General features: G+C 64.9%; 18 protein-coding genes and 1 pseudogene. 8 read left to right on the forward strand and 11 right to left on the reverse strand.

Annotated elements, in window-relative coordinates:
- Positions 1–22 precede the first annotated feature (22 nt).
- From nuoH to AB0J47_RS35340, 9 genes and pseudogenes are all read right to left on the reverse strand, one after another.
- Positions 23–1,249: pseudogene (gene nuoH, locus AB0J47_RS35300) on the reverse strand (NADH-quinone oxidoreductase subunit NuoH); the annotation flags it as partial.
- Complete coding sequence (locus AB0J47_RS35305) at positions 1,242–3,764, reverse strand: NADH-quinone oxidoreductase subunit G (protein ID WP_364356473.1); 2,523 nt, start codon at positions 3,762–3,764, stop codon at positions 1,242–1,244. The pseudogene nuoH and the gene AB0J47_RS35305, both read right to left, overlap by 8 nt.
- Positions 3,761–5,074 carry an NADH-quinone oxidoreductase subunit NuoF gene (nuoF, locus tag AB0J47_RS35310; RefSeq protein WP_364356476.1) on the reverse strand — a complete coding sequence of 438 codons (1,314 nt, stop codon included), beginning with the start codon at positions 5,072–5,074 and terminating at the stop codon, positions 3,761–3,763. The genes AB0J47_RS35305 and nuoF overlap by 4 nt, the downstream gene beginning before the upstream one ends.
- A gap of 2 nt (positions 5,075–5,076) precedes the next feature.
- A complete protein-coding gene (gene nuoE / locus AB0J47_RS35315; protein ID WP_364356479.1) occupies positions 5,077–5,784 on the reverse strand; it encodes an NADH-quinone oxidoreductase subunit NuoE in 708 nt (235 codons plus the stop codon).
- Complete coding sequence (locus AB0J47_RS35320; protein WP_364356482.1) at positions 5,781–7,115, reverse strand: NADH-quinone oxidoreductase subunit D; 1,335 nt, start codon at positions 7,113–7,115, stop codon at positions 5,781–5,783. Before AB0J47_RS35320 ends, nuoE begins: the two co-directional genes overlap by 4 nt.
- A complete protein-coding gene (locus AB0J47_RS35325) occupies positions 7,115–7,885 on the reverse strand; it encodes an NADH-quinone oxidoreductase subunit C (protein ID WP_364356485.1) in 771 nt (256 codons plus the stop codon). The genes AB0J47_RS35320 and AB0J47_RS35325 overlap by 1 nt, the downstream gene beginning before the upstream one ends.
- A complete protein-coding gene (locus AB0J47_RS35330; RefSeq protein WP_364356488.1) occupies positions 7,882–8,436 on the reverse strand; it encodes an NADH-quinone oxidoreductase subunit B family protein in 555 nt (184 codons plus the stop codon). Before AB0J47_RS35330 ends, AB0J47_RS35325 begins: the two co-directional genes overlap by 4 nt.
- Positions 8,437–8,514: 78 nt before the next feature.
- Positions 8,515–8,895: an NADH-quinone oxidoreductase subunit A gene (locus AB0J47_RS35335; RefSeq protein WP_327099351.1), complete on the reverse strand. Its 381-nt coding sequence runs from the start codon at positions 8,893–8,895 to the stop codon at positions 8,515–8,517.
- 423 nt (positions 8,896–9,318) lie between these two features.
- On the reverse strand, positions 9,319–9,654 hold the full coding sequence (locus tag AB0J47_RS35340) for a hypothetical protein (protein ID WP_364356665.1): 336 nt from the start codon (positions 9,652–9,654) through the stop codon (positions 9,319–9,321).
- 260 nt (positions 9,655–9,914) lie between these two features.
- On the opposite strand from AB0J47_RS35340, the gene AB0J47_RS35345 reads away from it, so the two are divergent.
- From AB0J47_RS35345 to AB0J47_RS35360, 4 genes are all read left to right on the forward strand, one after another.
- Positions 9,915–11,456 carry a hypothetical protein gene (locus tag AB0J47_RS35345; protein ID WP_364356492.1) on the forward strand — a complete coding sequence of 514 codons (1,542 nt, stop codon included), beginning with the start codon at positions 9,915–9,917 and terminating at the stop codon, positions 11,454–11,456.
- Between the two features lie 3 nt (positions 11,457–11,459).
- Entirely contained in the window at positions 11,460–11,903 is a 444-nt protein-coding gene (locus tag AB0J47_RS35350) for a hypothetical protein (RefSeq protein ID WP_364356495.1), read from the forward strand.
- Complete coding sequence (locus AB0J47_RS35355) at positions 11,900–13,312, forward strand: FHA domain-containing protein (protein WP_364356498.1); 1,413 nt, start codon at positions 11,900–11,902, stop codon at positions 13,310–13,312. Before AB0J47_RS35350 ends, AB0J47_RS35355 begins: the two co-directional genes overlap by 4 nt.
- Positions 13,313–13,433: 121 nt before the next feature.
- Positions 13,434–14,960, forward strand: a complete 1,527-nt coding sequence (locus AB0J47_RS35360) for a sulfatase (protein WP_364356500.1) — start codon at positions 13,434–13,436, stop codon at positions 14,958–14,960.
- Between the two features lie 145 nt (positions 14,961–15,105).
- Here the strand turns inward: AB0J47_RS35360 and AB0J47_RS35365 are convergent, their stop codons facing one another.
- Positions 15,106–15,963: a class I SAM-dependent methyltransferase gene (locus AB0J47_RS35365; protein WP_364356503.1), complete on the reverse strand. Its 858-nt coding sequence runs from the start codon at positions 15,961–15,963 to the stop codon at positions 15,106–15,108.
- 419 nt (positions 15,964–16,382) lie between these two features.
- Positions 16,383–17,249: a LysR family transcriptional regulator gene (locus AB0J47_RS35370; RefSeq protein ID WP_364356668.1), complete on the reverse strand. Its 867-nt coding sequence runs from the start codon at positions 17,247–17,249 to the stop codon at positions 16,383–16,385.
- A 234-nt stretch (positions 17,250–17,483) separates the two neighbouring features.
- Between AB0J47_RS35370 and AB0J47_RS35375 the strand changes: the two genes are divergently transcribed.
- Genes AB0J47_RS35375 through AB0J47_RS35390 form a run of 4 tightly spaced genes read left to right on the forward strand, consistent with a single transcriptional unit; the run spans position 17,484 to position 21,533 of the window.
- On the forward strand, positions 17,484–18,926 hold the full coding sequence (locus AB0J47_RS35375) for a form I ribulose bisphosphate carboxylase large subunit (protein ID WP_364356506.1): 1,443 nt from the start codon (positions 17,484–17,486) through the stop codon (positions 18,924–18,926).
- Between the two features lie 17 nt (positions 18,927–18,943).
- The gene (locus tag AB0J47_RS35380) at positions 18,944–19,366 is read left to right on the forward strand and encodes a ribulose bisphosphate carboxylase small subunit (RefSeq protein WP_364356509.1); all 423 of its coding nucleotides are present in this window, start codon (positions 18,944–18,946) and stop codon (positions 19,364–19,366) included.
- Positions 19,356–20,453: an AAA family ATPase gene (locus AB0J47_RS35385; protein ID WP_364356512.1), complete on the forward strand. Its 1,098-nt coding sequence runs from the start codon at positions 19,356–19,358 to the stop codon at positions 20,451–20,453. The genes AB0J47_RS35380 and AB0J47_RS35385 overlap by 11 nt, the downstream gene beginning before the upstream one ends.
- Positions 20,454–20,468: 15 nt before the next feature.
- Positions 20,469–21,533 (forward strand): class 1 fructose-bisphosphatase, encoded by a 1,065-nt coding sequence (locus AB0J47_RS35390; protein WP_364356515.1) that lies wholly within the window; start codon positions 20,469–20,471, stop codon positions 21,531–21,533.
- Positions 21,534–21,535: the final 2 nt, after the last annotated feature.

Genomic DNA, 21,535 nt, shown 5'->3' on the forward strand with positions numbered 1-21,535 from the left:
GTGGCGTCGGGAAGCCGAGGAAGACCGCGGTGCCCGATTCCCCGGTGCCCGATTCCCAGGGGCTCGATTCCGCGGTGCCCGATTCCCCGGGGGCGGGTTCCTCGACCGGCGGCGCACCTTGTTTGCGACCGGCCCGCAGGAACATCAGCACGATCAGTCCGGAGATGATGATTCCGCTGATCACCAGCAGCGGCGTCTGGATCTCGTAGCCCTCGTTCTGCAGCACGCGGGCGGTCGCGACCAGCATTACCCACAGCAGCGAGGTCGGAATCAGCAGCTTCCAGCCGAGATTCATGAACTGGTCGTAGCGCAGGCGCGGCAGCGTGCCGCGCAACCAGATGAATACGAACAGGAACGTCCACATCTTGGCGATGAACCACAGCGCGGGCCACCAGCCGGAATTCGCACCGTCCCACAGGTTGATCGGGAACGGTGCGTGCCAGCCACCGAGGAACAGGGTGGTGGCGAGCGCGGAAACCGTTGCCATATTGATGTATTCGGCCATCATGAACATGGCGAATTTGAGCGAGGAGTATTCGGTGTGGAAACCGCCGACCAGCTCGCCCTCGGCCTCGGGCAGATCGAACGGCGCACGGTTGGTCTCGCCGACCATCGACACGCAGTAGATCAGGAAAGACGGCAGCAGCAGGAAGACATACCAGGTGCCCTCCTGTGCCTTCACGATCCCGGAGGTGGCCATGGTGCCGCCGAGTAGGAACACCGTCGCGAAGCACAGTGCCATGGCGATCTCGTAGGAGATCACCTGTGCGGTCGAGCGCAGCCCGCCCAGCAGCGGATACGTCGAACCCGATGACCAGCCTGCCAGCACGATGCCGTACACGCCGATCGAGGTGATGGCCAGGATGTAGAGCACCGCCACCGGCAGATCGGTGAGCTGTAGCGCGGTCCGGTGGCCGAGGATCGACACCTCCGGCCCGATCGGGATGACCGCGAACGCCATGAATGCGGGCACCACCGAGATGACCGGCGCCATAATGAAAATCGGCTTGTCGACGATGGCCGGGACGATATCTTCCTTCAGCGCCATCTTCACGCCGTCGGCTACGGCCTGCAGCGTGCCCTTGGGGCCGACGCGGTTCGGTCCGATGCGCATCTGCATCCAGGCCACGATCTTGCGCTCCAGATACACCGCCATCATCGGCGTGAGCAGCAGGAAGGCGAAGATCGCCAGCGATTTCCCGATGACGAGCCACAGCGGGTCGTGGCCGAAAAGAGAGAGATCACTCATGGCGGTGTTCCTTCATCCTCTCGTCGGCGCGATGCAGCTGCACCACACCGCCCGGCTGGGTGGCGAGCTGTTCGTTGACCGAGCAGCCCGGCGAGTTCAGCGGCAGCCACACCACTCGATCGGGCAGATCGGTGATCAGCAGCGGCAGCGTGACGGCGCCGCGATCGGTGGCGACGATGATCGGATCGTCATCGGCGGCACCGATTTCCAAAGCGGTGGCGGGAGACAGCCGCACCACCGGCGGCCGCGCGACACCCGCCAGATTCGGCTCTCCGTCTTGCATCCGGCCCTGGTCCAGCAGCATCCGCCAGCTGGACAGGATGGCCGCGCCGGGATTGGGCTGGGTCACCGGATGCGGGCGATGCGCGGGCGCGGGCACCGCCGGACCGTCCCAGGCGCCGAGTTCTGCGAGTTCGGCGCGCGCGGATTCGGTATCGGGGAGCCCGAGTGCGACCTGCATCTCGCCCGCGATGGCCTGCAGCACCCGCTGATCCGACAGCGGTGCGGGTTCGCGGCGCACCATCGAATCGCCGAGTGCCGTATCGAATTGCCGCGGTCGGCCCTCCCAGGTGCGGAAGGTGCCGGATTTCTGCATTGCCGAGGCCACCGGGAAGACGACATCGGCACGTTCGGTGACCGCGCTGTGCCGCAGCTCCAGGCTGACCACGAAGCGGGCGGCGTCGATGGCCTCCAGTGCCGCCTTGGGGTCCGGCAGGTCGGCGACATCGACACCGCCGATGACCAGCGCGCCCAAGCTCGGCGCGGCCTCCAGGATGGATGCGGTATCCCGACCGGCGGTGACCGGCAGTTCCGCGACATTCCAAATCGTGCGAACCTGTTGGCGCGCACGGGGATCCACCACCGGTCGACCACCGGGCAGCAGGCCGGGCAATGCTCCAGCCTCGACTGCACCGCGCTCACCCGCACGCCGCGGCACCCAGGCCAAGGCGGCACCGGTTTCATCGGCGAGCCGGACGGCTGCGGACAGTGCGCCCGGAATTCCGGCCATCCGTTCACCGACCAGCACCACCGCACCCGGCTGCCGCAACAGCTGTGCGGCTGTCGCCGCAGCGGCGGAGTCCGTCTCGCCGGTGCGCAGTGCATCGAGCAGATGGGGTTCGGCCCCGGGCACGGCTTGCAACAGCGTGCCCGACATCCGATCCAGCCCGCGCGAAGAGTAGGCGGCGAGTGAGAAGATCGGCATACCGCGCTTACGTGCCGCCTTGCGCAGCCGCAGGTAGATGATCGGCGACTCCTCTTCCGGCTCCAGTCCGGCGAGCAGCACGACTGGCGCGTTCTCCAGGGCGTCGTAGTCGACGGTCACACCCTGTCCGGCGATACGGGCGGCGAGGAAGTCCGCCTCTTCGGCCGAATGCACCCGGGCCCGGAAGTCGATGTCATTGGTGCCCAGGGCAACTCGGGCGAATTTGGCGTAGGCGTAGGCGTCTTCCTCGGTGACGCGACCACCGACCAGCACACCCGCGCTGCCGAAGGCAGATGCCAGACCCTCGGCGGCGGCGGCCAGGGCCTCGGACCAGGACGCGGGGGCGAGATTGCCGTCCCAGCCGCGCACCAGGGGTGTGGTGAGCCGGTCGCGTTCGGTCGCGTAGGTGAACGCCCACCGGCCCTTATCGCAGTTCCACTCCTCATTGACTTGCGGATCGTCACCTGCCAAGCGGCGCAACACTTTCCCGCGCCGATGGTCGGTGCGCTGTGCGCAGCCCGATGCGCAGTGCTCGCAGACGCTCGGGCTGGAGACCAGGTCGAACGGGCGGGCACGGAACCGGTAACTGGTTCCGGTGAGTGCGCCCACAGGGCAGATCTGGACGGTATTGCCGGAGAAGTAGGAGTCGAACGGTTCGGCCTGTGCGGTGCCGACCTGTTCGAGCGCACCGCGATCCATGAGTTCGATGAATGGATCCCCGGCGACCTGTTGGGAGAAGCGGGTGCAGCGGGCGCACAGCACGCAGCGTTCCCGGTCCAGCAGCACCGCCGTGGACAGCGGGATCGGCTTGGGGTAGGTGCGTTTGACGCCGTCGAATCGGGTTTCGGGCCGTCCGCTGGACATTGCCTGGTTCTGCAGCGGGCATTCACCGCCCTTATCGCAGACCGGACAGTCGAGGGGGTGGTTGATGAGCAGCAGCTCCATCACCCCCTCCTGGGCCTTGGCGGTCGGCGGTGAAGTCAGCTGAGTGCGCACGATCATGCCCTCGGTGACGGTCATGGTGCAGGAGGCGACCGGCTTGCGCTGCCCCTCCACTTCGACCAGACACTGGCGGCATGCGCCGACCGGGTCCAGCAGCGGGTGGTCACAGAAGCGCGGGATCTGGATGCCGATGAGTTCGGCGGCCCGGATCAGCAGGGTGCCCGCCGGAACACTGACCTCGTTGTCATCGATGGTGACGGTGACCAGGTCGGCGGGCACGAGTCCGCTTGCATTGGAATTCACGGTGGCAGGCCCACCCGTAACCCGGCCGCCACCCCCGATCGAATCGCTGCGCGATGCTGTGCTCATTTCACTCCTTCGGCCCAGGCGGTGGATCGCGCGGGATCGAACGGGCAGCCGTCGAGCCGCAGATGGTCGACGTATTCCTCGCGGAAGTACTTCAGCGAGGAGATGATCGGGCTGGCCGCACCGTCGCCGAGTGCGCAGAACGATTTGCCGTTGATGGTGTCGCTGATATCGAGGAGCTTGTCCAGATCCGATTCGGTACCCCGGCCGGCTTCGATCCGCTCGAGCAACTGGACGAGCCAGTAGGTGCCTTCGCGGCAGGGCGTGCACTTACCGCAGGATTCGTGGGCATAGAACTCGGTCCAGCGCAGCACCGCGCGCACGACACAGGTGGTGTCGTCGAAGATCTGTAATGCCTTGGTGCCCAACATGGATCCTGCTCCGGCGACACCCTCGTAGTCGAGCGGCACGTCGAGGTGTTGATCGGTGAACAGCGGTGTCGACGAACCGCCGGGCGTCCAGAACTTCACCTGATGTCCGGCGCGCACGCCACCGGCGTAGCCGAGCAGTTCGCGCAATGTAATGCCCAGTGGCGCTTCGTATTGCCCCGGCCGGGCGACATGTCCCGACAGCGAGTACAGCGTGAAGCCCGGGGACTTTTCACTGCCCATGGACCGGAACCAGGCGGTGCCGTTCAGGATGATCGGCGGCACGCTCGCAATGGATTCCACATTGTTGACCACCGTCGGGCAGGCATACAGACCCGCCACAGCCGGGAACGGCGGCCGCAATCGCGGCTGGCCGCGCCGCCCCTCCAGCGAATCCAGCAGCGCGGTTTCCTCGCCGCAGATGTATGCACCGGCACCGGCGTGCACGATGAGTTCCAGGTCGTAGCCCGAGCCCAGAATGTTCTTCCCGAGGAATCCGGCCGCATACGCCTGCGCGACCGCGGCCTGCAGCCGCCGCAGCACCGGCACGACCTCACCGCGCACATAGATGAACGCGTGCGCCGCCCGAATCGCATACGCCGCGATGATGACCCCCTCGATGAGGGTGTGCGGGGTGGCCAGCATGAGCGGGATGTCCTTGCAGGTGCCGGGTTCCGACTCGTCGGCATTGACCACGAGATAGTGGGGCTTCGTGACACCGTCCGGTCCCGTCCCCTGCGGGATGAAGCTCCATTTCATACCGGTCGGGAAGCCCGCGCCGCCACGGCCGCGCAGACCGGCGTCCTTGATGGTCTGGATGACCTGATCAGGCTCCATCCGCAAGGCCTTGCGCAACGCCTGATAGCCGTCGTGGCTGCGGTAGTGCTCGATGGTCCACGACTGCGGGTCGTCCCAATATCGGGTGAGTACGGGGGTCAGTGCCATCATCATTCCTCGCCCGGCTTCGGTTCTGGCGCTTGCATATTCTGTTCCTGCGCGACCCGCAGTCCGGCCAGCGTCGCCTCGCCCGCCGCACCGTCGAGCACGCCCGGGCGCTCGTCCGGGAAACCCGCGAGAATGCGAGAGGTCTGCTTGAACGTGCACAGCGGCGCACCGCGCGTCGGTGTCACTTGTTCGCCGCGGCGCAGCGAATCCACCAGTGCGGCAGTCGATTCCGGGGTCTGGTTATCGAAGAACTCCCAATTGACCATCACGACCGGCGCGAAATCGCAGGCCGCATTGCATTCGATGTGCTCGAGGGTGATCGACCCGTCCGCCGTGGTCTCGCCGTGCCTGATGCCCAGTCGACGCTGCAGGGTCTCGAGAATGGCATCCCCACCCATCACCGCGCACAGCGTGTTGGTGCAGACTCCGACGTGATAGTCGCCGGTGGGCGTGCGACGGTACATCGAATAGAAGGTCGCCACCGCGGTGACCTCCGCACCGGTCAAGCCCAGCTGTTCGGCGCAGAACTCGATACCGGTGCCGGTGACGCAGCCCTCCTCGGCCTGCACCAGATGCAGCAGCGGCAGCAGCGCCGAGCGCGGCTCCGGATAGCGGGCGATGATCTCCTTGGCATCAACCTCCAATCGCTCGCGCACGAAAGCCGCGAACGGCTGCGGCCGGGTGGACAGCTTCAACAGGATCTCGGTCATCGGTCAACTCCACCCATCACCGGGTCGATGCTGGCGACCGAGGCGATGACGTCGGCGACCATCCCGCCCTCGCACATCGCCGCCACCGCTTGCAGATTCGTGAACGAGGGGTCGCGATAGTGCACCCGATACGGGCGGGTGCCGCCATCGCTGACCATATGCACCCCGAGTTCGCCGCGCGGCGACTCCACCGCCACATACACCTGTCCCGCCGGGACCCGGATTCCCTCGGTGACCAGTTTGAAGTGGTGGATGAGTCCCTCCATGGACGTGCCCATGATGCGGCTGATGTGCTTGGGGGAGTTGCCGAGGCCGTCCGGGCCCAGCTGCAGGTCCGCGGGCCAGGCGATTTTCTTGTCGTCCACCATCACCGGACCTGGGCGCAGTTTGTCCAGGCACTGTTCGACGATCTTGAGTGACTCCTTCATCTCCGCAACCCGAATCCAATAGCGGCCGTAGCAGTCACAGCCTGTGGTGGTGGGCACCTCGAATTCGTAGTTCTCGTAACCGCAATACGGTGCGGCCTTGCGCAGATCGTGTGGCAGACCGGTCGAGCGCAATACCGGACCGGTGATGCCGAGTGCCATGCAGCCGGTGAGGTCCAGGTAGCCGATGTTCTGGGTGCGTGCCTTCCAGATCGGATTCTGGGTGAGCAGATGATCCATATCGCGCAGCCGCTTCGGTAAGAGCTTCAGCAGCTCACGGACCTTGGTGACGCCATCGTCGGGCAGATCCTGGGCGAGACCGCCGGGCCGGATGTAGGCGTGATTCATGCGAAGGCCGGTGATGTTCTCGAAGACATCCAGGATCAGTTCGCGTTCCCGGAAACCGAACAGCATCGGGGTGAGCGCGCCCAACTCCATACCACCGGTCGCCAGCGCGACCAGATGCGAGGAGATCCTGTTCAGCTCCATGAGCATGACGCGAACGATGGTGGCGCGCTCGGGAATCTGGTCCTCGATATCGAGCAGACGCTCGACGCCGAGGCAGTACGCCGTTTCGTTGAAGAACGGGGACAGATAATCCATCCGGGTCACGAAGGTGGTGCCCTGCGCCCAGTTCCGGAATTCCAGATTCTTCTCGATGCCGGTGTGTAGATAGCCGATGCCGCAGCGGGCCTCGGTGACCGTCTCGCCCTCGATTTCCAGGATGAGCCGCAGTACGCCGTGTGTGGACGGATGCTGCGGACCCATATTGACGACGATGCGTTCCTCACCCGCGCCGTCGAGGGTCTCGGTGACCGCGCCCCAGTCTTGGCCCGCCACCGTGACCACAGCGGGTTCGGGCCCGGTGTCGTTGTGGACGCCGGGCCGGGTGTCGATGTCGTTCATTACTTGTACGCCCTCCGCTCGTCGGGCGGCGGAATGCGCGCGCCCTTGTACTCGACCGGGATCCCGCCGAGCGGGTAGTCCTTGCGCTGGGGGTGGCCACGCCAGTCGTCGGGCATGGTGATGCGCGTCAGCGAGGGGTGGCCGTCGAAGAGGATGCCGAAGAAGTCGTAGGTTTCCCGCTCATGCCAGTCGGTGGTCGGATACACGCTGAACAGCGACGGAATATGCGGGTCGGCGTCCGGTGTGGAGACCTCGACGCGCAGGCGCCGATTGTGGGTGATCGACATGAGGTGATAGACCGCGTGCAATTCGCGGCCCGCGTCGTCCGGGTAGTGCACGCCGTTCACGCCGAGGCAGAGCTCGAAACGCAGTGCGGCATAGTCGCGTAACGCCTTGGCCACCGTCACCAGATGTTCGCGCCGCACGTGCAGGGTGAGTTCGCCGCGGAAGACGATCACCTTCTCGATGACGGTCTCCCAGCTGGTGCCGACCGCACCGAGCGCGGCATGCAATTCGGTGACGAGCTCGTCGAAGTAGCCGCCGTAGGGTGCCGGGGTGCTGCCGGGCAGCGTCACCGGACGGACCAGGCGGCCGTAACCGGAGGTGTCGCCGGTGCCGGTGACACCGAACATGCCGCGGCGCACGCCGATCACTTCCGCCGCTGGCGAATCCGCCTCCGGCGGTGTGCCTTCCGGGCCCGCGGTGGCCGCGGCGTCGACGAACTCCTGTGGTGTCCTGGTTTCGGTATTGTCGGGGGAGTCGAAGGTCATCGCAGCAGACCCTCCATCCGGATGGTCGGTGTGGACGCCAGCGCCGCCGCTTCGGCGGCACGGATGGCCTCCTCGCGGTTGACGCCGAGTGGCATCTGCTGGATCTTCGCGTGCAGTGCCAAGATCGCGTTCAACAGCATCTCCGGCCGCGGCGGGCAGCCGGGCAGATAGATATCGACCGGCACCACATGGTCCACGCCCTGCACGATGGCGTAGTTGTTGAACATGCCGCCCGAGGACGCGCAAACGCCCATGGCCAGCACCCATTTCGGTTCGGTCATCTGGTCATAGACCTGACGCAGCACCGGCGCCATCTTCTGGCTGACCCGGCCCGCGACGATCATCAGATCGGCCTGCCGCGGTGAGGCGCGAAACGCCTCCATTCCGAAGCGGGCGATATCGAAACGTCCTGCGCCGGTGGCCATCATCTCGATGGCGCAGCAGGCCAGTCCGAAAGTGGCCGGCCACAGCGAACCCTTGCGCAGATACCCGGCGAAATCTTCGACCGTGCTCAGCAGAAAGCCACTGGGCAGTTTTTCCTCGAGACCCATGTTCGACTAACTCTCACTTCCACTGTGCGTACCGTCCGACGCGGCGTAATGCCTTGTGGGCCAGTGCGTATGGGCAAATCAGTCCCAGCTGAGACCGCCGCGGCGCCATTCGTAGGCGTAGGCCACCGAGACATTGAAGATGAACAGCGCCATCGCGGCGAGACCGAAGAGACCGAGCGCATCGAAGTGGACAGCCCACGGGTAGAGGAACACGATCTCGATATCGAAGATGATGAAAAGCATGGCGGTGAGGTAGTACTTCACCGGAAAGCGTTGTCCGGTAACGCTTCCCGGCCCACCCGCGACAGCGTGCGGTGTCGGTTCGATGCCGCACTCGTAGGCCTCCTGTTTGGCCCGGTTGTAGCGCTTGGGGCCGATGAGGGCCGAGAGGATGACGGAGAACACCGCGAACGCGGCGGCGACCGCGCCGAGGACCAGGGTGGGCATCTCGATATTCACGACTGCACTTCCCCTCCTTGCGAGCTGTAGCTGGCGGTTGGGCGTCATGTCCCCCGACGGCGCCGAGATGGCCGACGTCGGAATCATGGCTGACCCTTTCGAGCGACCGGCAAGCAGTCGCTACGGGCAGCTTCCGAGGCGGGCTGACTTCGTTGTCCGCCTCGGTCAGACTCGCCTCATGGCCTGCTCGCACCGCGCGGGTCTGTCATATCGAGGCCCGCGCTCATGTGAGCTACGGCACAGCCTACAACTGTCGCGCGGGTTCGACCGTTTATTCGATTGGGGTCTTTGATCGAAAACGGGACTGCTATTTATGACTGAATCAGGGGTAATCCGCCCCGTTGGATCCGCTAAGTGATAGCGCCGTCACGTGACGTCAAAATGCCCGCGTCCCAGGACGCGGGCACGGGTGCGGCGATCGGTTCAGGCTGCCGAGCGGTTGTGCAATACCGCGACGACGGCCTCGGTGAGCCGGATCGGATCGATCGGATGGGATACGGCGGCCTCGGCGCGCGACCAGTTCGCGAGCCAGGCATCGTCGGGCCGGCCGGTGAGCACCAGAACCGGTGGGCACTGGGCGATCTCGTCCTTGAGTTGCTTGGCGATGCCGAGCCCGCCCACCGGGGCGGATTCCCCGTCCAGGATGGCCAGGTCGATACCGCCCGCATCCATCTGCTCGATGACCACGGGTGCGGTCGCCACCTCGAGGTATTCGAAGGCGGGCAGCTCGGGATGCGGGTGTCTGCCCAGTGCCAGCATTACTTGGCGCCGGGTGTCGGCGTCGTTGCTGTAGACCAAGACCCGCAGTGGGGTGGAACGAATCGCATCGGCCACGCAGGGATGGTACGTCGGGGTGGGGGTGCGGCGTGGCAGGTTGGCACAGATTGCTCGGGACGCGTCGCACTGTCGTCGGGTGGCGGCGTGGAATGCGCGCGCGGGCAAGGTAATCGAAAGCGGTTGCCTGGGTATGGCAGCCAACGGGGTGGGTGAGCTCAGTTTCGGCCGGTAGCATCCCGAAAATGCGGGGAGATATCACGCGCGAACTCGTCGAAACCGACGTGTGGACCGACGAGATGGTGGGCCGGGCGGGCATCCCGGTGGTGGATGTGCCGTTCGTGACCATCGGCAGCGGGATCGGATCCTTCGTCACCTATGACACCTTGCGGATCTACGGTGTTCCGGCGGCAGCGATGGCAGTACTCGGGCCGCAGGAGGTGCCGTGGTCGTCGTATGAGTATCTGACGCGGGTATCGCAGATTCCGCGCGGCGAGCGATTGCGCAGCGACTCGGCCTCGACGCCGGACAATATCTGGGGTTTTCCGTCATATGCGGTGCGCGAGGCGTTCGCGGAGAAAACGATCCGGCCGCTGTGGAATGTGTGCACCGAGCCGATCCTCAGTGATTACTACACGCCGCGGGCGGGGCAGGCGTTCGTCGCGATGGAACGAGAGTTCCGCCGGATCGGATACGCGGGTTCGTTGCACAAAGGGCATGTGCGCATGGTGCGCAAGCGCTATGACGGCGGGTATTTCAGCATCCTCACCCCGCCGGCGGGTGCGGCGCCGACCAAGCGGATCGCGTTTCGCAGTGCGTATGTACATGTGGGCGTGGGTTATCCGGGGCTGAAGTTGTTGCCGGATCTGCAGGAGTATCGGGAGAAGTACCGGGATCCGACGCGGGTAGTGAATGCGTATGAACCGCATGAGCACGTGTATCAGGCATTGCAGCGCAGGCCGGGGAAGGTGATGATCCGCGGTAGCGGGATCGTGGCCAGTCGGGTGTTGCAGCGGCTCATCGATGACCGGGACAAACTGCGGCTGAATACCGAGATCCTGCATCTTTTTCGGCACTACGTGGCGGCCGCGCACGGACCGAGTATTTTCAGTCGACGCAAGGGCGGCGACGGGTGGTCCTATCAGGGATTCAACTATCCGAAGTCGGTATGGGGCGGGCAGCTCAAAGCGAAAATGCGCACGCTGCAAGGAGAGCAGCGCGCGCAGGCCTACCACGAGATGGGCGGGACGAACACCCCGGTGCGCTCGAATTGGCAGGAGCAACTGCGGCGCGGACGTAAGGAGGGGTGGTATCAGGTGATGGCGGGCAGTGCGCGCGAGCTGCGGCCCGGGCGAGGGCAGGGCGGGGTGATCACCACGATCGTGCCGGATCCCACGGCCGCACTGCCGTTTCCGCCGCCGACCCGGCCGTTCGACATTTCGGCCGATTACATAATCGACTGCACCGGTTTGGAGGCCGATGTGCGCGAACATCGGTTGTTGGCGGATCTGCTGGATCACGCCGGGGCCGGGCGTAACCCAGTGGGGCGCATGGATGTGGCGACCACCTTCGAGTTGATCGGTACCCGAAGTGGCAGCGGACGCATCTACGCATCAGGTAGTGCGACGCTGGGTGGACCGTTTCCGGGAGTGGATACCTTCCTCGGGTTGCAGATCGCGGCGCAGGAGATCGCGGACGACCTTGCGGCACTGGGTTTCTGCGAGCGGATGGGACCGCTGCGGTCGACTCGGCAATGGTGGTTGTGGGCGACCAACAAGAAGATCTGATCGATGCTGCTTACCTTGAACGGGCGGATCCAGACCCGCATACTCGCGCTCGGCATTATCGGATTGCTGGTCGCGGTGATCATTACACCGGTTCTGCCGACCGGATCGCTGTCACTGGGCAATGCCTATCGGGTGACGCTGTCGGTGTTGCTGGCGACCGTGCTCGTCGGCGTACTGTGGGAATTGCTTTACCATTTTCTGCAGCAATTCCGGTGGGAGAAGGACTGGCCCACGCTGTTCGGCTTCTGGACGGTGACCAACGAGGCGGCGCTGATGTGGGTCCTCGTGCACCACACAACCATTGTGCTGCCGCGTGCGTTGCACCCGTCGCTGACGGCATTCCTCATCCAGTTCATCGTGACGTGGATCGTGTTCTGGCTCATCGTGAACGGGCCGATGCGGGTGGTGTTCCATCGGTGGCGGTTCCAGGGTGGGCGATTTCGGTGAGTCCGCAGCTCGAGGTGCTGCCAGGAGCTGCGCACCTGATCGCGAACAGTGGTGGCGTTGTGCTGGTCGTCGCGCACCGTTCGGAAATTGCGGCCGATGCCGAATCGCGCACGGCGCAGACGATGACGGCATTGCTCGAGCTGGTGCGCGAGGCCGGTGCCTCGGAGATACCGCGCAGCGGACGCATGTTTGCACGGCTCGCCACCACCTGGTTGATGAGCCTGGACGACGAGGACCACGTGGAATTCGGCGTGATCACCCCGAGCGCGACCGGCGTTGCGTTATTCCTGCACGGCGGGGTGACCGCGGTGCTGGAGAGCTCGGATCGCACCGAAATATTGCGCGGCAGGGACGCCGGCTTCACGGTCGACCGCGTGGTGATCCCGGCACCAGAGATCGGGATCGGGCTGTTCGTGGACGAGGACGGAATGACCGAGTCGACGCTACCGGGCCGCGGCATCGCCGGACTCGGTGATGGAACGGTGCCCGGTGCCGGTGCGGTGATGTGGTTCGGGGTGCCTGTGTCGGGTCGTGCACCGGCGGTGCGGAGGTCTCCTGAGGTCGAGTCGGTGCGAGATGGAGTGCTTCAGGCCGTGGCATCGGCGGAAGGCTTGGAAGCGGTGCCGCAGGTCGTGGAAGCGGACCGGCGCGAGCTTCCGAGGCAAGTTGTCGAAGTGATCGGTCCGGTGGCGATGAGATCGGGAGGCGAGGTCGAGCCACAGCCGGAAGGCGGTGCGGTGCGGCCGCCGATCGGGGGTGGCTCGGCGGGAAAGGCGGCACCGTGGGAGCGCGCGTCCGCGATGGGCATGGGAAACCTGCCGCCGAGGAATGCGGTATCGAGCGTCGGGGAGCGGCGGCGAGTCGGGCTGCAGAAGGGTGCGCAGTCCGAGATCGGGGTACCGGAGGCGTCGCCGAATGGGGTCGCCGGGAGCGGTAGGGCGGTTGTTCGGGGGTTCATGTGCTCGCGGCAGCATTTGAACGATCCCCGCGTGTCGTTCTGCGCGGTGTGTGGGATTCGGATGGATCAGCTGACCTGTGTGTTGACCGAGGGGGTGCGACCGCCGCTGGGGTTGCTGATGCTCGATGACGGGACATCGTTCGTACTCGATAACGACATCGTCCTCGGGCGAGAACCCGAACACGCCGAGGCGGTGCGACGTGGCGCGCGACCGATCCGGTTGCCGGACAGCTCCGGCGCGATGTCGCGGGCACATGTGGAGGTTCGGCTGGTCGAATGGGATGTCGCCGTGATCGACCAGGGCTCGGCCAACGGCACCTACATCCGCATGCCCGGCCACCATGAGTGGCTGCGCGCCATGCCGAATCAGCTGACCACCTTGGCAGCCGGTGCCCAGATCCTGCTCGGCGGCCGCATCCTCAGCTTCGACTCCCAACACAGCCAGTTCTGAATTCGTGAAATGGTGAGGCGCGTCGCCGAACGCTGCCACGTGCGTCGAAATACTGTCGATACCGCGCGTCGCGTCGATATGTGGTGTGTCCGAGTTCGATATTCCAGGTAGGGAGTTCTCGATGGATTCGCGTGGTTCGTTGCGTTGGTTGACCATGGCTGCCGTGTCGGTGCTGTCGGTCGCGACGTGCTTGTCGGTAGCGGCGGCGACCCCCGTTCACGGCGATGCTCGTCGCCCCAACATCGTGATGATCCTCGCCGATGACCTCGATGCGATGACAACGCCGGTTTGGCAGGCGATGCCGCGCACCGCCACGCTGATTCGTGACCGCGGTGTCGATTTCACCAACGGTTTCGCGCCGATGCCGATCTGCTGCGCTGCCCGGTCGTCGATTTTGACCGGAGCATACGGGCACAACACCGGCGTTCTCACCAACGGTGGTGAAGTCGGCGGCTTCGAAGCCTTCCGCGCCAACGGCAACGAATCCCATACCATCGCGACATATCTGCATGACGCCGGTTATCGCACCGGGATGGCCGGTAAATATCTCAACGGCCTCGAACACGACCCCGACCACATTCCGCCCGGCTGGGATGACTGGAACGCGGGCATCGACAACTTTCTCTACGCCGGTTACAACTACACTCTCAACGAGAACGGCACTCACGTGAAATACGGTGTCGTGCCGAAGGATTACGAAACCGACGTCATCGGCGAAAAATCCGTTCGGTTCATCACCGACGCCGCCGCCACCGGGCAGCCGTTCTTCTGGTATGCCGCCTCCACAGCGCCGCACTTCCCGATCCCGCCCGCGCCACGGCATCTGGCCGAGACCACGCCGACCGCGGCACCACAGTCGGCGAACTTCCAGGAGCCCGATGTTTCCGACAAACCCAGTTGGCTTATCGACACCGCGGACGTCCGCGCGGCGACGATCGCGGCGACCAACGACATCGACTACACCAACCGGCTCGGCGCACTGAAATCGTTGGACGAGATGGTCGCCGCGATCGTCGATACCCTCGAGCGCACCGGCCAGCTCGACAACACCTATCTGATCTTCACCTCTGACAACGGCTACAGCCTCGGCGCGCACCGGCTCACGCAGAAGATGGCGCCCTACGAGGAATCCATGCGAGTACCCCTCGCTGTCGCCGGTCCCGGTATCAGCCACGGCGCCACCGATGCGATGGGTCTGTCGATCGACCTCGCACCCACCATCCTCGATTGGGCTGCTCTCGCCATCCCCGACCGGATGGACGGTCGTTCGCTCGCGCCGGTGCTGCACGGTGACACCAGCGGCTGGCGCACCGACTTCGCCGCCGAATACGGCGGCCCGGGCGTGGACGGCCGCAACGGCATTGTCCAGGAACAGATCCCGGGCACCGAGACACCGGCGATGTATGCCTTCGACATGCCGTCCTGGGTCGCGGTGCGCACCGAGCGGTATCTGTATGTGCGCTGGTACGACCGTGAACGCCCGCTCGCTGACCGCGAATACGAGCTATATGACCTCGCCGCAGATCCGTACCAACTGACCAACCTGATCAAAACTCCGACCGGCCGAGCCGAGCACGCCGCCACCATCACCGAACTCGACCATCGTCTCACTGAATTGACGACCTGTGCCGGACGCGCCTGCCGCTAGGTTCGCGGTGGCTCGCCAGAACGCCCGCGCAGTCAGCGGGGAGGACTTTTTCACGATCGCGGTTCCGTCGGGACGCGGCACGGTCGGAAACCGACCAGACAACTCCCGCCGACGAGTCCGTCTCGGACTGATCGTGACGGAAACTCTAGGCGCGTTCGAAGCGGACAATGCCGGACCAGGGGTTGCGGCCCGGTTTACGCGGGTTGGGCTGGGGGAGATAGGTGAACGGGCGCAGGTACCAGGGTGCACGGTGGAGTTTGCGGGCGTGCACGAGGAGATGTTCGATTTCGCGGGGGAGCCAGCCGAGATCTTCGAAGTAGGCGATGCCGTTGCCGGGTTCGAAATCGAGAGGTGCGTTCTCGAACATCGAATTCGAGCGCATGCGGTGCATTCCCACGGTGACGTCCATGACCCACCAGCGGATCTCCGGCCGCGACAGCGCGGCGGCGATGGTGCGGACCGTCTCCTCCTCCAGATACATCAGCAGACCTTCGGTCAGCACCAAAGCTTTTGTGGCGGGCAAATTTTCGGGGCCGAGCGGACCGAGTGCCCAGTCCAGGAACGTCGCCAGCGCGACCGGATCGGCCAGGTCGACACCACGGCGGATCAGCGCACAGTGCGGCTGCTCATCCGCGAGGGCGGCTTCCTTTTCCGCGGTGAGCGCGGGCAGATCGGCCTCCACCCAGACGAAATCGGCGGACAGGTCCAGGCGGTAGGGGCGGGTGTCGAGCCCGGCGGCGAGATTGAGCACGCGGTCGCAGCCCTCGGCGACGGCGGTCGCGATCAGGTCGTCGATGAGTTTGGTTCGGGTGACCACCGGCCAGCCGTTGCGCATCATCCGCGACGCGGCCGCCACCATGGCGTATCCGCGCTCACCGGCCAGGCCTTCGGCGAGCGGATCGTGGAACAGCGCATCCTCGCGGGCGGTCTCCAGCGCGCGATAGGCGGCCACCCAACGCGCGGTATCGGACACATTCGAAATCAACGTTTCCCCACCAGCCATGCGCGCCAGTCTGGCACAGCGGCGCCCCTCCACCGAGCCAGGGTCCCCGCTGGCCATCCGATAGAATTTCGGCCGGGAAATCGGACCGCGCGGAACATGATATTCACCGGCTCGTAACAGCGAAACATGCTGCTGAGCCGGTATTCGGTTCACAATCATCTCAATGGCGAATTCACCGCCGAGAACCTGCGCGATCATTTCGATCGCCAGTCGGGTGGAGTCCGGGTGCCGTGCCCCCGGACTCCACCGCCCGGGGGGTTGGTAGCGCGTCCAGATAGCTTGCCGCGCCGCCCGCGCCAGCGGCTCGCCGAGCGCAGGCATATGGCGGTCGATGCGGCGTGGGCGACCACCATTCGACTGCGTTCGACGGAATCTCGGAACCAAGGTTCGAACGGCACAAGCCATCTGGACGCGGCACTCTAGCCGGGGTGGAAGGCGTGCGCGCCCACTTCGGCTGGGTCGAGGATATGGGCGAGAAAGAGGCGGGCAGTCGGGGTGGGGGTGCGTGTCGTTACGGCATGCCATGGCCGGTCCATGGGGGTGCCGTCGACCGGAAGTACTTGCAGCAGACCGGTCTCCAGGTCTTGGGCCAATGCGTCGCTGTGAATGAGGGTCACGCCCAAGCCTTCACGAGCGGCGGCCAGGACAGCGCCGTGGCTGCCGAGGGTGAGGGTGGGCGGGGAGATCTCCAGGCGATCGATGAGGCTGAGAGTGGCGTCGCGGGTGCCGGAACCGCGACCGCGCAGCAGCCAGGTGCTGTGCAGTGGATCGGGGCAGCCGGGCGCGCCGACGACGACGAGCTGACTGGCCCGTCGGGCGCGGATGACCAGCCCGGTGTCACGTGGCGGGCGGCCCGCGATGACGAGATCGGTTTCGTGGTGGTGCAATTCGAGGAACAGCACATCGCGTGGGTGCACCGACAGGCTCAGTTCGATATCCGGATAGCGATTCCGGAATGACGCCAGCGGCCCGAGCAGCACATACTCACCCGCCGTTGCGACTACACCGATCCGCAGCTTGCCGGTCTCGGCCCGGCGCACCGCGGCATTGGCCTCTTTCATGAGGCCGAGGATGGTGCGGCAGTATTCGGAGTAGATGCGTCCGGCCTCGGTGAGCGCGATACCGCGCCCGGCCTTCGCGATGAGCTTTGCCCCGAGCTGCTTTTCGATGTGCGCGACGGCCGCTGACACGGCGGCCTCGGTGATGTGCAGCTGGGTGGCGGCGCGGCGAATGCTGCCCTGCCGAGCCACGGCCAGGAATGTTTCCATCCTTGCCGCACTCACCATACCCACAATTCGACGGTATCAAACTCAATGAATCCGTTGAGTATTCCGAGGAACAATCAAATTGTTTGTCGTCGACAACGCCGTCATCCTTGAACTCAGTAGGCGTTCACCCCACGTCTCAGGCGCAGCATCCCGCACAACACCCGAACCGAGGTGTCCTGCTCGATATCCGGGCGCGGGTGCCTCGCGCAACACGTCCCGAGCGCGGATGACCGCAAAACGAGCGGAGCAATGATGACCGACGAAACCGAACCCAATCGCTGGGATCCGGGTGTCCACTCCTACGCTTCGATGGGCTACTACGCCCCGGACTATGTCCCCAAAGATACCGATGTACTCGCCGTCTTCCGTGTAACCCCGCAGAAGGGCGTGGATCCGATCGAGGCCGCGGCCGCCGTCGCGGGGGAATCATCCACCGCCACATGGACTGTCGTATGGACCGACCGTCTCACCGCACACGACCGCTACCAGGCCAAGTGCTACCACATCGATGAGGTTCCCGGCCGCCCCGGCGAGTACTTCGCCTATATCTCCTACGATCTCGATCTCTTCGAAGAGGGTTCGATCACCAACCTCACCTCCTCGATCATCGGCAATGTCTTCGGCTTCAAACCGCTACTGGCACTGCGCCTGGAGGATATGCGGATTCCGGTGGCCTACGTCAAAACCTTCCAGGGCCCGCCGCACGGCACCGTCATGGAGCGCGAGTACCTGAACAAATACGGTCGGCCGCTGCTCGGTGCGACGGTGAAGCCGAAACTCGGTCTGTCCGCGCGGAATTACGGTCGGGTGATCTACGAGGCATGCAAGGGTGGCCTGGATTTCACCAAAGACGACGAGAACATCAACTCCCAGCCGTTCATGCGTTGGCGCGACCGGTATCTGTTCGCCATGGAAGGTGTCAACCGCGCTGTGGCCGAAACCGGTGAGATCAAGGGGCATTACCTCAATGTCACAGCGGCGACCATGGAGGAGATGTACGAGCGCGCCGAGTTCGCCAAGCAGTTGGGCAGCGTCGTGATCATGATGGATCTGACGGTGGGATTCACTGCCATGCAGTCGATGTCGCATTGGGCGCGGCGCAATGGCGTTCTGCTGCACCTGCATCGGGCCGGGCACTCCACCTACACGCGGCAGAAGACCCACGGCGTGAGCTTCCGGGTACTGGCCAAGTGGTGTCGGCTGATCGGCGTCGATCATCTGCACGCGGGCACCGTCGTCGGCAAACTCGAGGGCGATCCGGCGACCACCAGGGGCTTCTACGACACGTTGCGGGAGAACCATATTCCCACCAATCCGGGCAACGGCATCTTCTTCGACCAGCATTGGGCCAGCCTCGGCGGTGTCATGCCGGTGGCCTCCGGCGGCATTCATGCGGGCCAGATGCACCAGTTGCTCGATCTTTTCGGCGATGACGTGGTCTTGCAGTTCGGCGGCGGCACCATTGGCCATCCGCTCGGCATCGCCGCGGGGGCGGAGGCGAATCGGGTGGCTCTGGAGGTGGTCGTCAAGGCCCGCAACGAGGGTCGCGATCTGCTCAAAGAAGGTCCGGATGTACTGCGCAAGGCCGCCGAGATGTGCCGCCCGCTCGATGTCGCGCTCTCGACCTGGGGCGATGTCACCTTCGACTACACCTCCACCGACGCGCCGGATGCCGTGCCGACGGCCAGCCGCTGAACGACAGGACCCCGCACATGTATCTGCGCCACGGAACCTTCTCGTATCTGCCCGAACTCACCGACGTCGAAATCGCGGCCCAAGTGCGTTACGCCTTGCTCAACAACTGGCCGGTGTCCATCGAATACACCGATGATCCGCACCCTCGCAACGCCTACTGGGAGATGTGGGGGCTGCCGCTGTTCGATCTCGACGAGCCCGACGGCGTGCTCGCCGAGATCGACGCATGCCGCAATACCTTTCCGCGACACTACATTCGGGTCCTCGCCTACGATGCCCGCTACGGCAGGCAGACCACCGCACTGAGCTTCCTGGTGCAGCGTCCCGTCGGCGAGCCCGGATTCGTGCTGACCCGCACGGAGGGACCGGACCGGCGCCAGACCTACGGTCTGCACTCGTATGCCACCGACGAACGGCCCGGTAGCCGATATGGCGGCTGAAAGATCGAGCGCGGCAAGTGGTTTCCGATTGCACCGGCCCGGTGCGGACGACGGCAGGCCGGTGCGGGCGGTGCCCGCGGACGCACCGCCGGAAGAATTGCTGGCCGAGGACGCGGTGCTGGATCTGTCCGCCGATATCGCCGGCAATGACGTCGCGGACGTATTGACCAGGCTCGACGCCGAACTCGTCGGTCTGGCGAATGTGAAGCGGCGGGTGCGCGAGATCGCGGCGCTGCTCCTGATCGATCGGGCCAGGCAGCGCTTCGGCCTGCAGGCATCCCGGCCGACCATGCATATGAGCTTCACCGGCGGCCCCGGCACCGGCAAGACGACCGTCGCCTTGCGGATGGCCGAGATGTTGCACGCGCTCGGCTATGTCCGTAAACCGAAGGTGCACACGGTAACTCGTGACGATCTGGTCGGCCAGTTCATCGGTCACACCGCACCCAAAACCAAGGAGGCGCTGGCCAAGGCAGCCGGGGGAGTGCTGTTCATCGATGAGGCCTACTACTTGTTCCGGCCGGAGAACGAACGCGATTACGGACAGGAAGTCATCGAAATCCTGCTGCAGGAGATGGAGAGCGAGCGCACCAGCCTGGTGGTGATCTTCGCGGGCTATCCGGACCGGATGGAGAAATTCTTCTCCGCCAATCCGGGATTGTCCTCGCGGGTAGCTCATCATCTGGAATTCAGCGACTACACCCACGACGAGTTGGTGCGCATCGCCGAACTCATGGTGGCACGGGACAATTTCCGCTTCGACGATCCCGGATACGCCGCCTTCGGTGAGTATCTCACACTGCGGATGTCCCGACCCCGATTCTCCAATGCGCGCAGCGTCCGCAATGCCCTGGACCGCTGCCGGTTACGGCAGGCCAAACGGCTGGTCGAGCTGCGGCGACCGCTCACCAAGACCGACCTGATCACACTGCTCGACCGAGATGTGTACGGCAGCAGTGTATTCCGCGGCATGAGCGACGGGCCCGGAGGCGGCGGCTTGCGTGACCACGCAGGGCCCCGGGAGCACCGCCAATCGGACACAGCAGGACAGCAGCCGGATGGGCCGACCGCAAGGGCCCCCGCGTGACGAGATCGAGAACTCATGCCAGAAGGATTGAAGACCCTCACCCGATACACGATCGAGGAGGAGCACCGGCATCCCGGATCGTCCGGCGAATTCTCCGCTCTGGTGAATGTCGTCGCGACCGCGACGAAAATCATCGCCAACCAGGTGACCAGAGGCGCCATTGTCGGCTCACTGGGCGCCTCCGAACCCGATAACCTGCCGCCGACTGTGCACCGCAAACTCGACGCCATCGCCAATGACATCATGGTGGCCGAGACCCAATGGACGGGGCATCTGTCGGCGCTGTTATCGGAACAGATGACCGATATCCATCCGGTGCCCGATGTACACCGGCGCGGCAAATATCTGCTGGCCTTCGATCCATTGGACGGATCCTCGAATATCGATGTAAACCTGCCGGTCGGAACGATTTTCAGTGTGCTGCGGGCAGCGGATGACACTGCGCCGCGTACCGCTGACTTCCTGCAGCCGGGCGTGCGGCAGGTCTGCGCTGGATTCACGCTGTACGGACCGGCGACGATGCTGGTGCTCACCACCGGTAGTGGCGTCGACGGATTCACCCTGGACCGGGAGATCGGGGCATTCGTGTTGACCCATCCGCGGATGCGAATCCCAGAAGATACTTCCGGATTCGCGATCAATGCCGCCAATGAGCGGTTCTGGGAACGGCCGGTGCGGCGGTATGTCCACGAATGTCTCGACGGTGTGGACGGGCCGCGGGGGCGGGATTTCAATATGCGCTGGGTCGCGTCGTTGGTCGCGGATACCTTCCACATCCTGACCCGCGGCGGGGTCTACCTGTATCCATACGACACTCGGCGGTCGGGGCGAGTGTCGTTGCTGTACGGCGCGAATCCGATCGCCTACATCGTCGAACAGGCTGGCGGCTGGGCGACGACGGGCGGTGATCGGGTGCTGGAGGTAGTGCCGGGACAGGTGCATCAGCAAGTACCGCTGATCTTCGGTTCGCGCAATGAGGTCGCGCGGATCGAGCGCTATCACAGCGAGCCCGAGGAAGGGCCCAGCTTCGACAGTTCACTGTTCGGGTCGCGATCGTTGTTCCGTCCGGCCGGGCGCTGAGT

The sequence above is a fragment of the Nocardia sp. NPDC049737 genome, from assembly GCF_040674755.1.
Taxonomy (GTDB): Bacteria; Actinomycetota; Actinomycetes; order Mycobacteriales; family Mycobacteriaceae; genus Nocardia.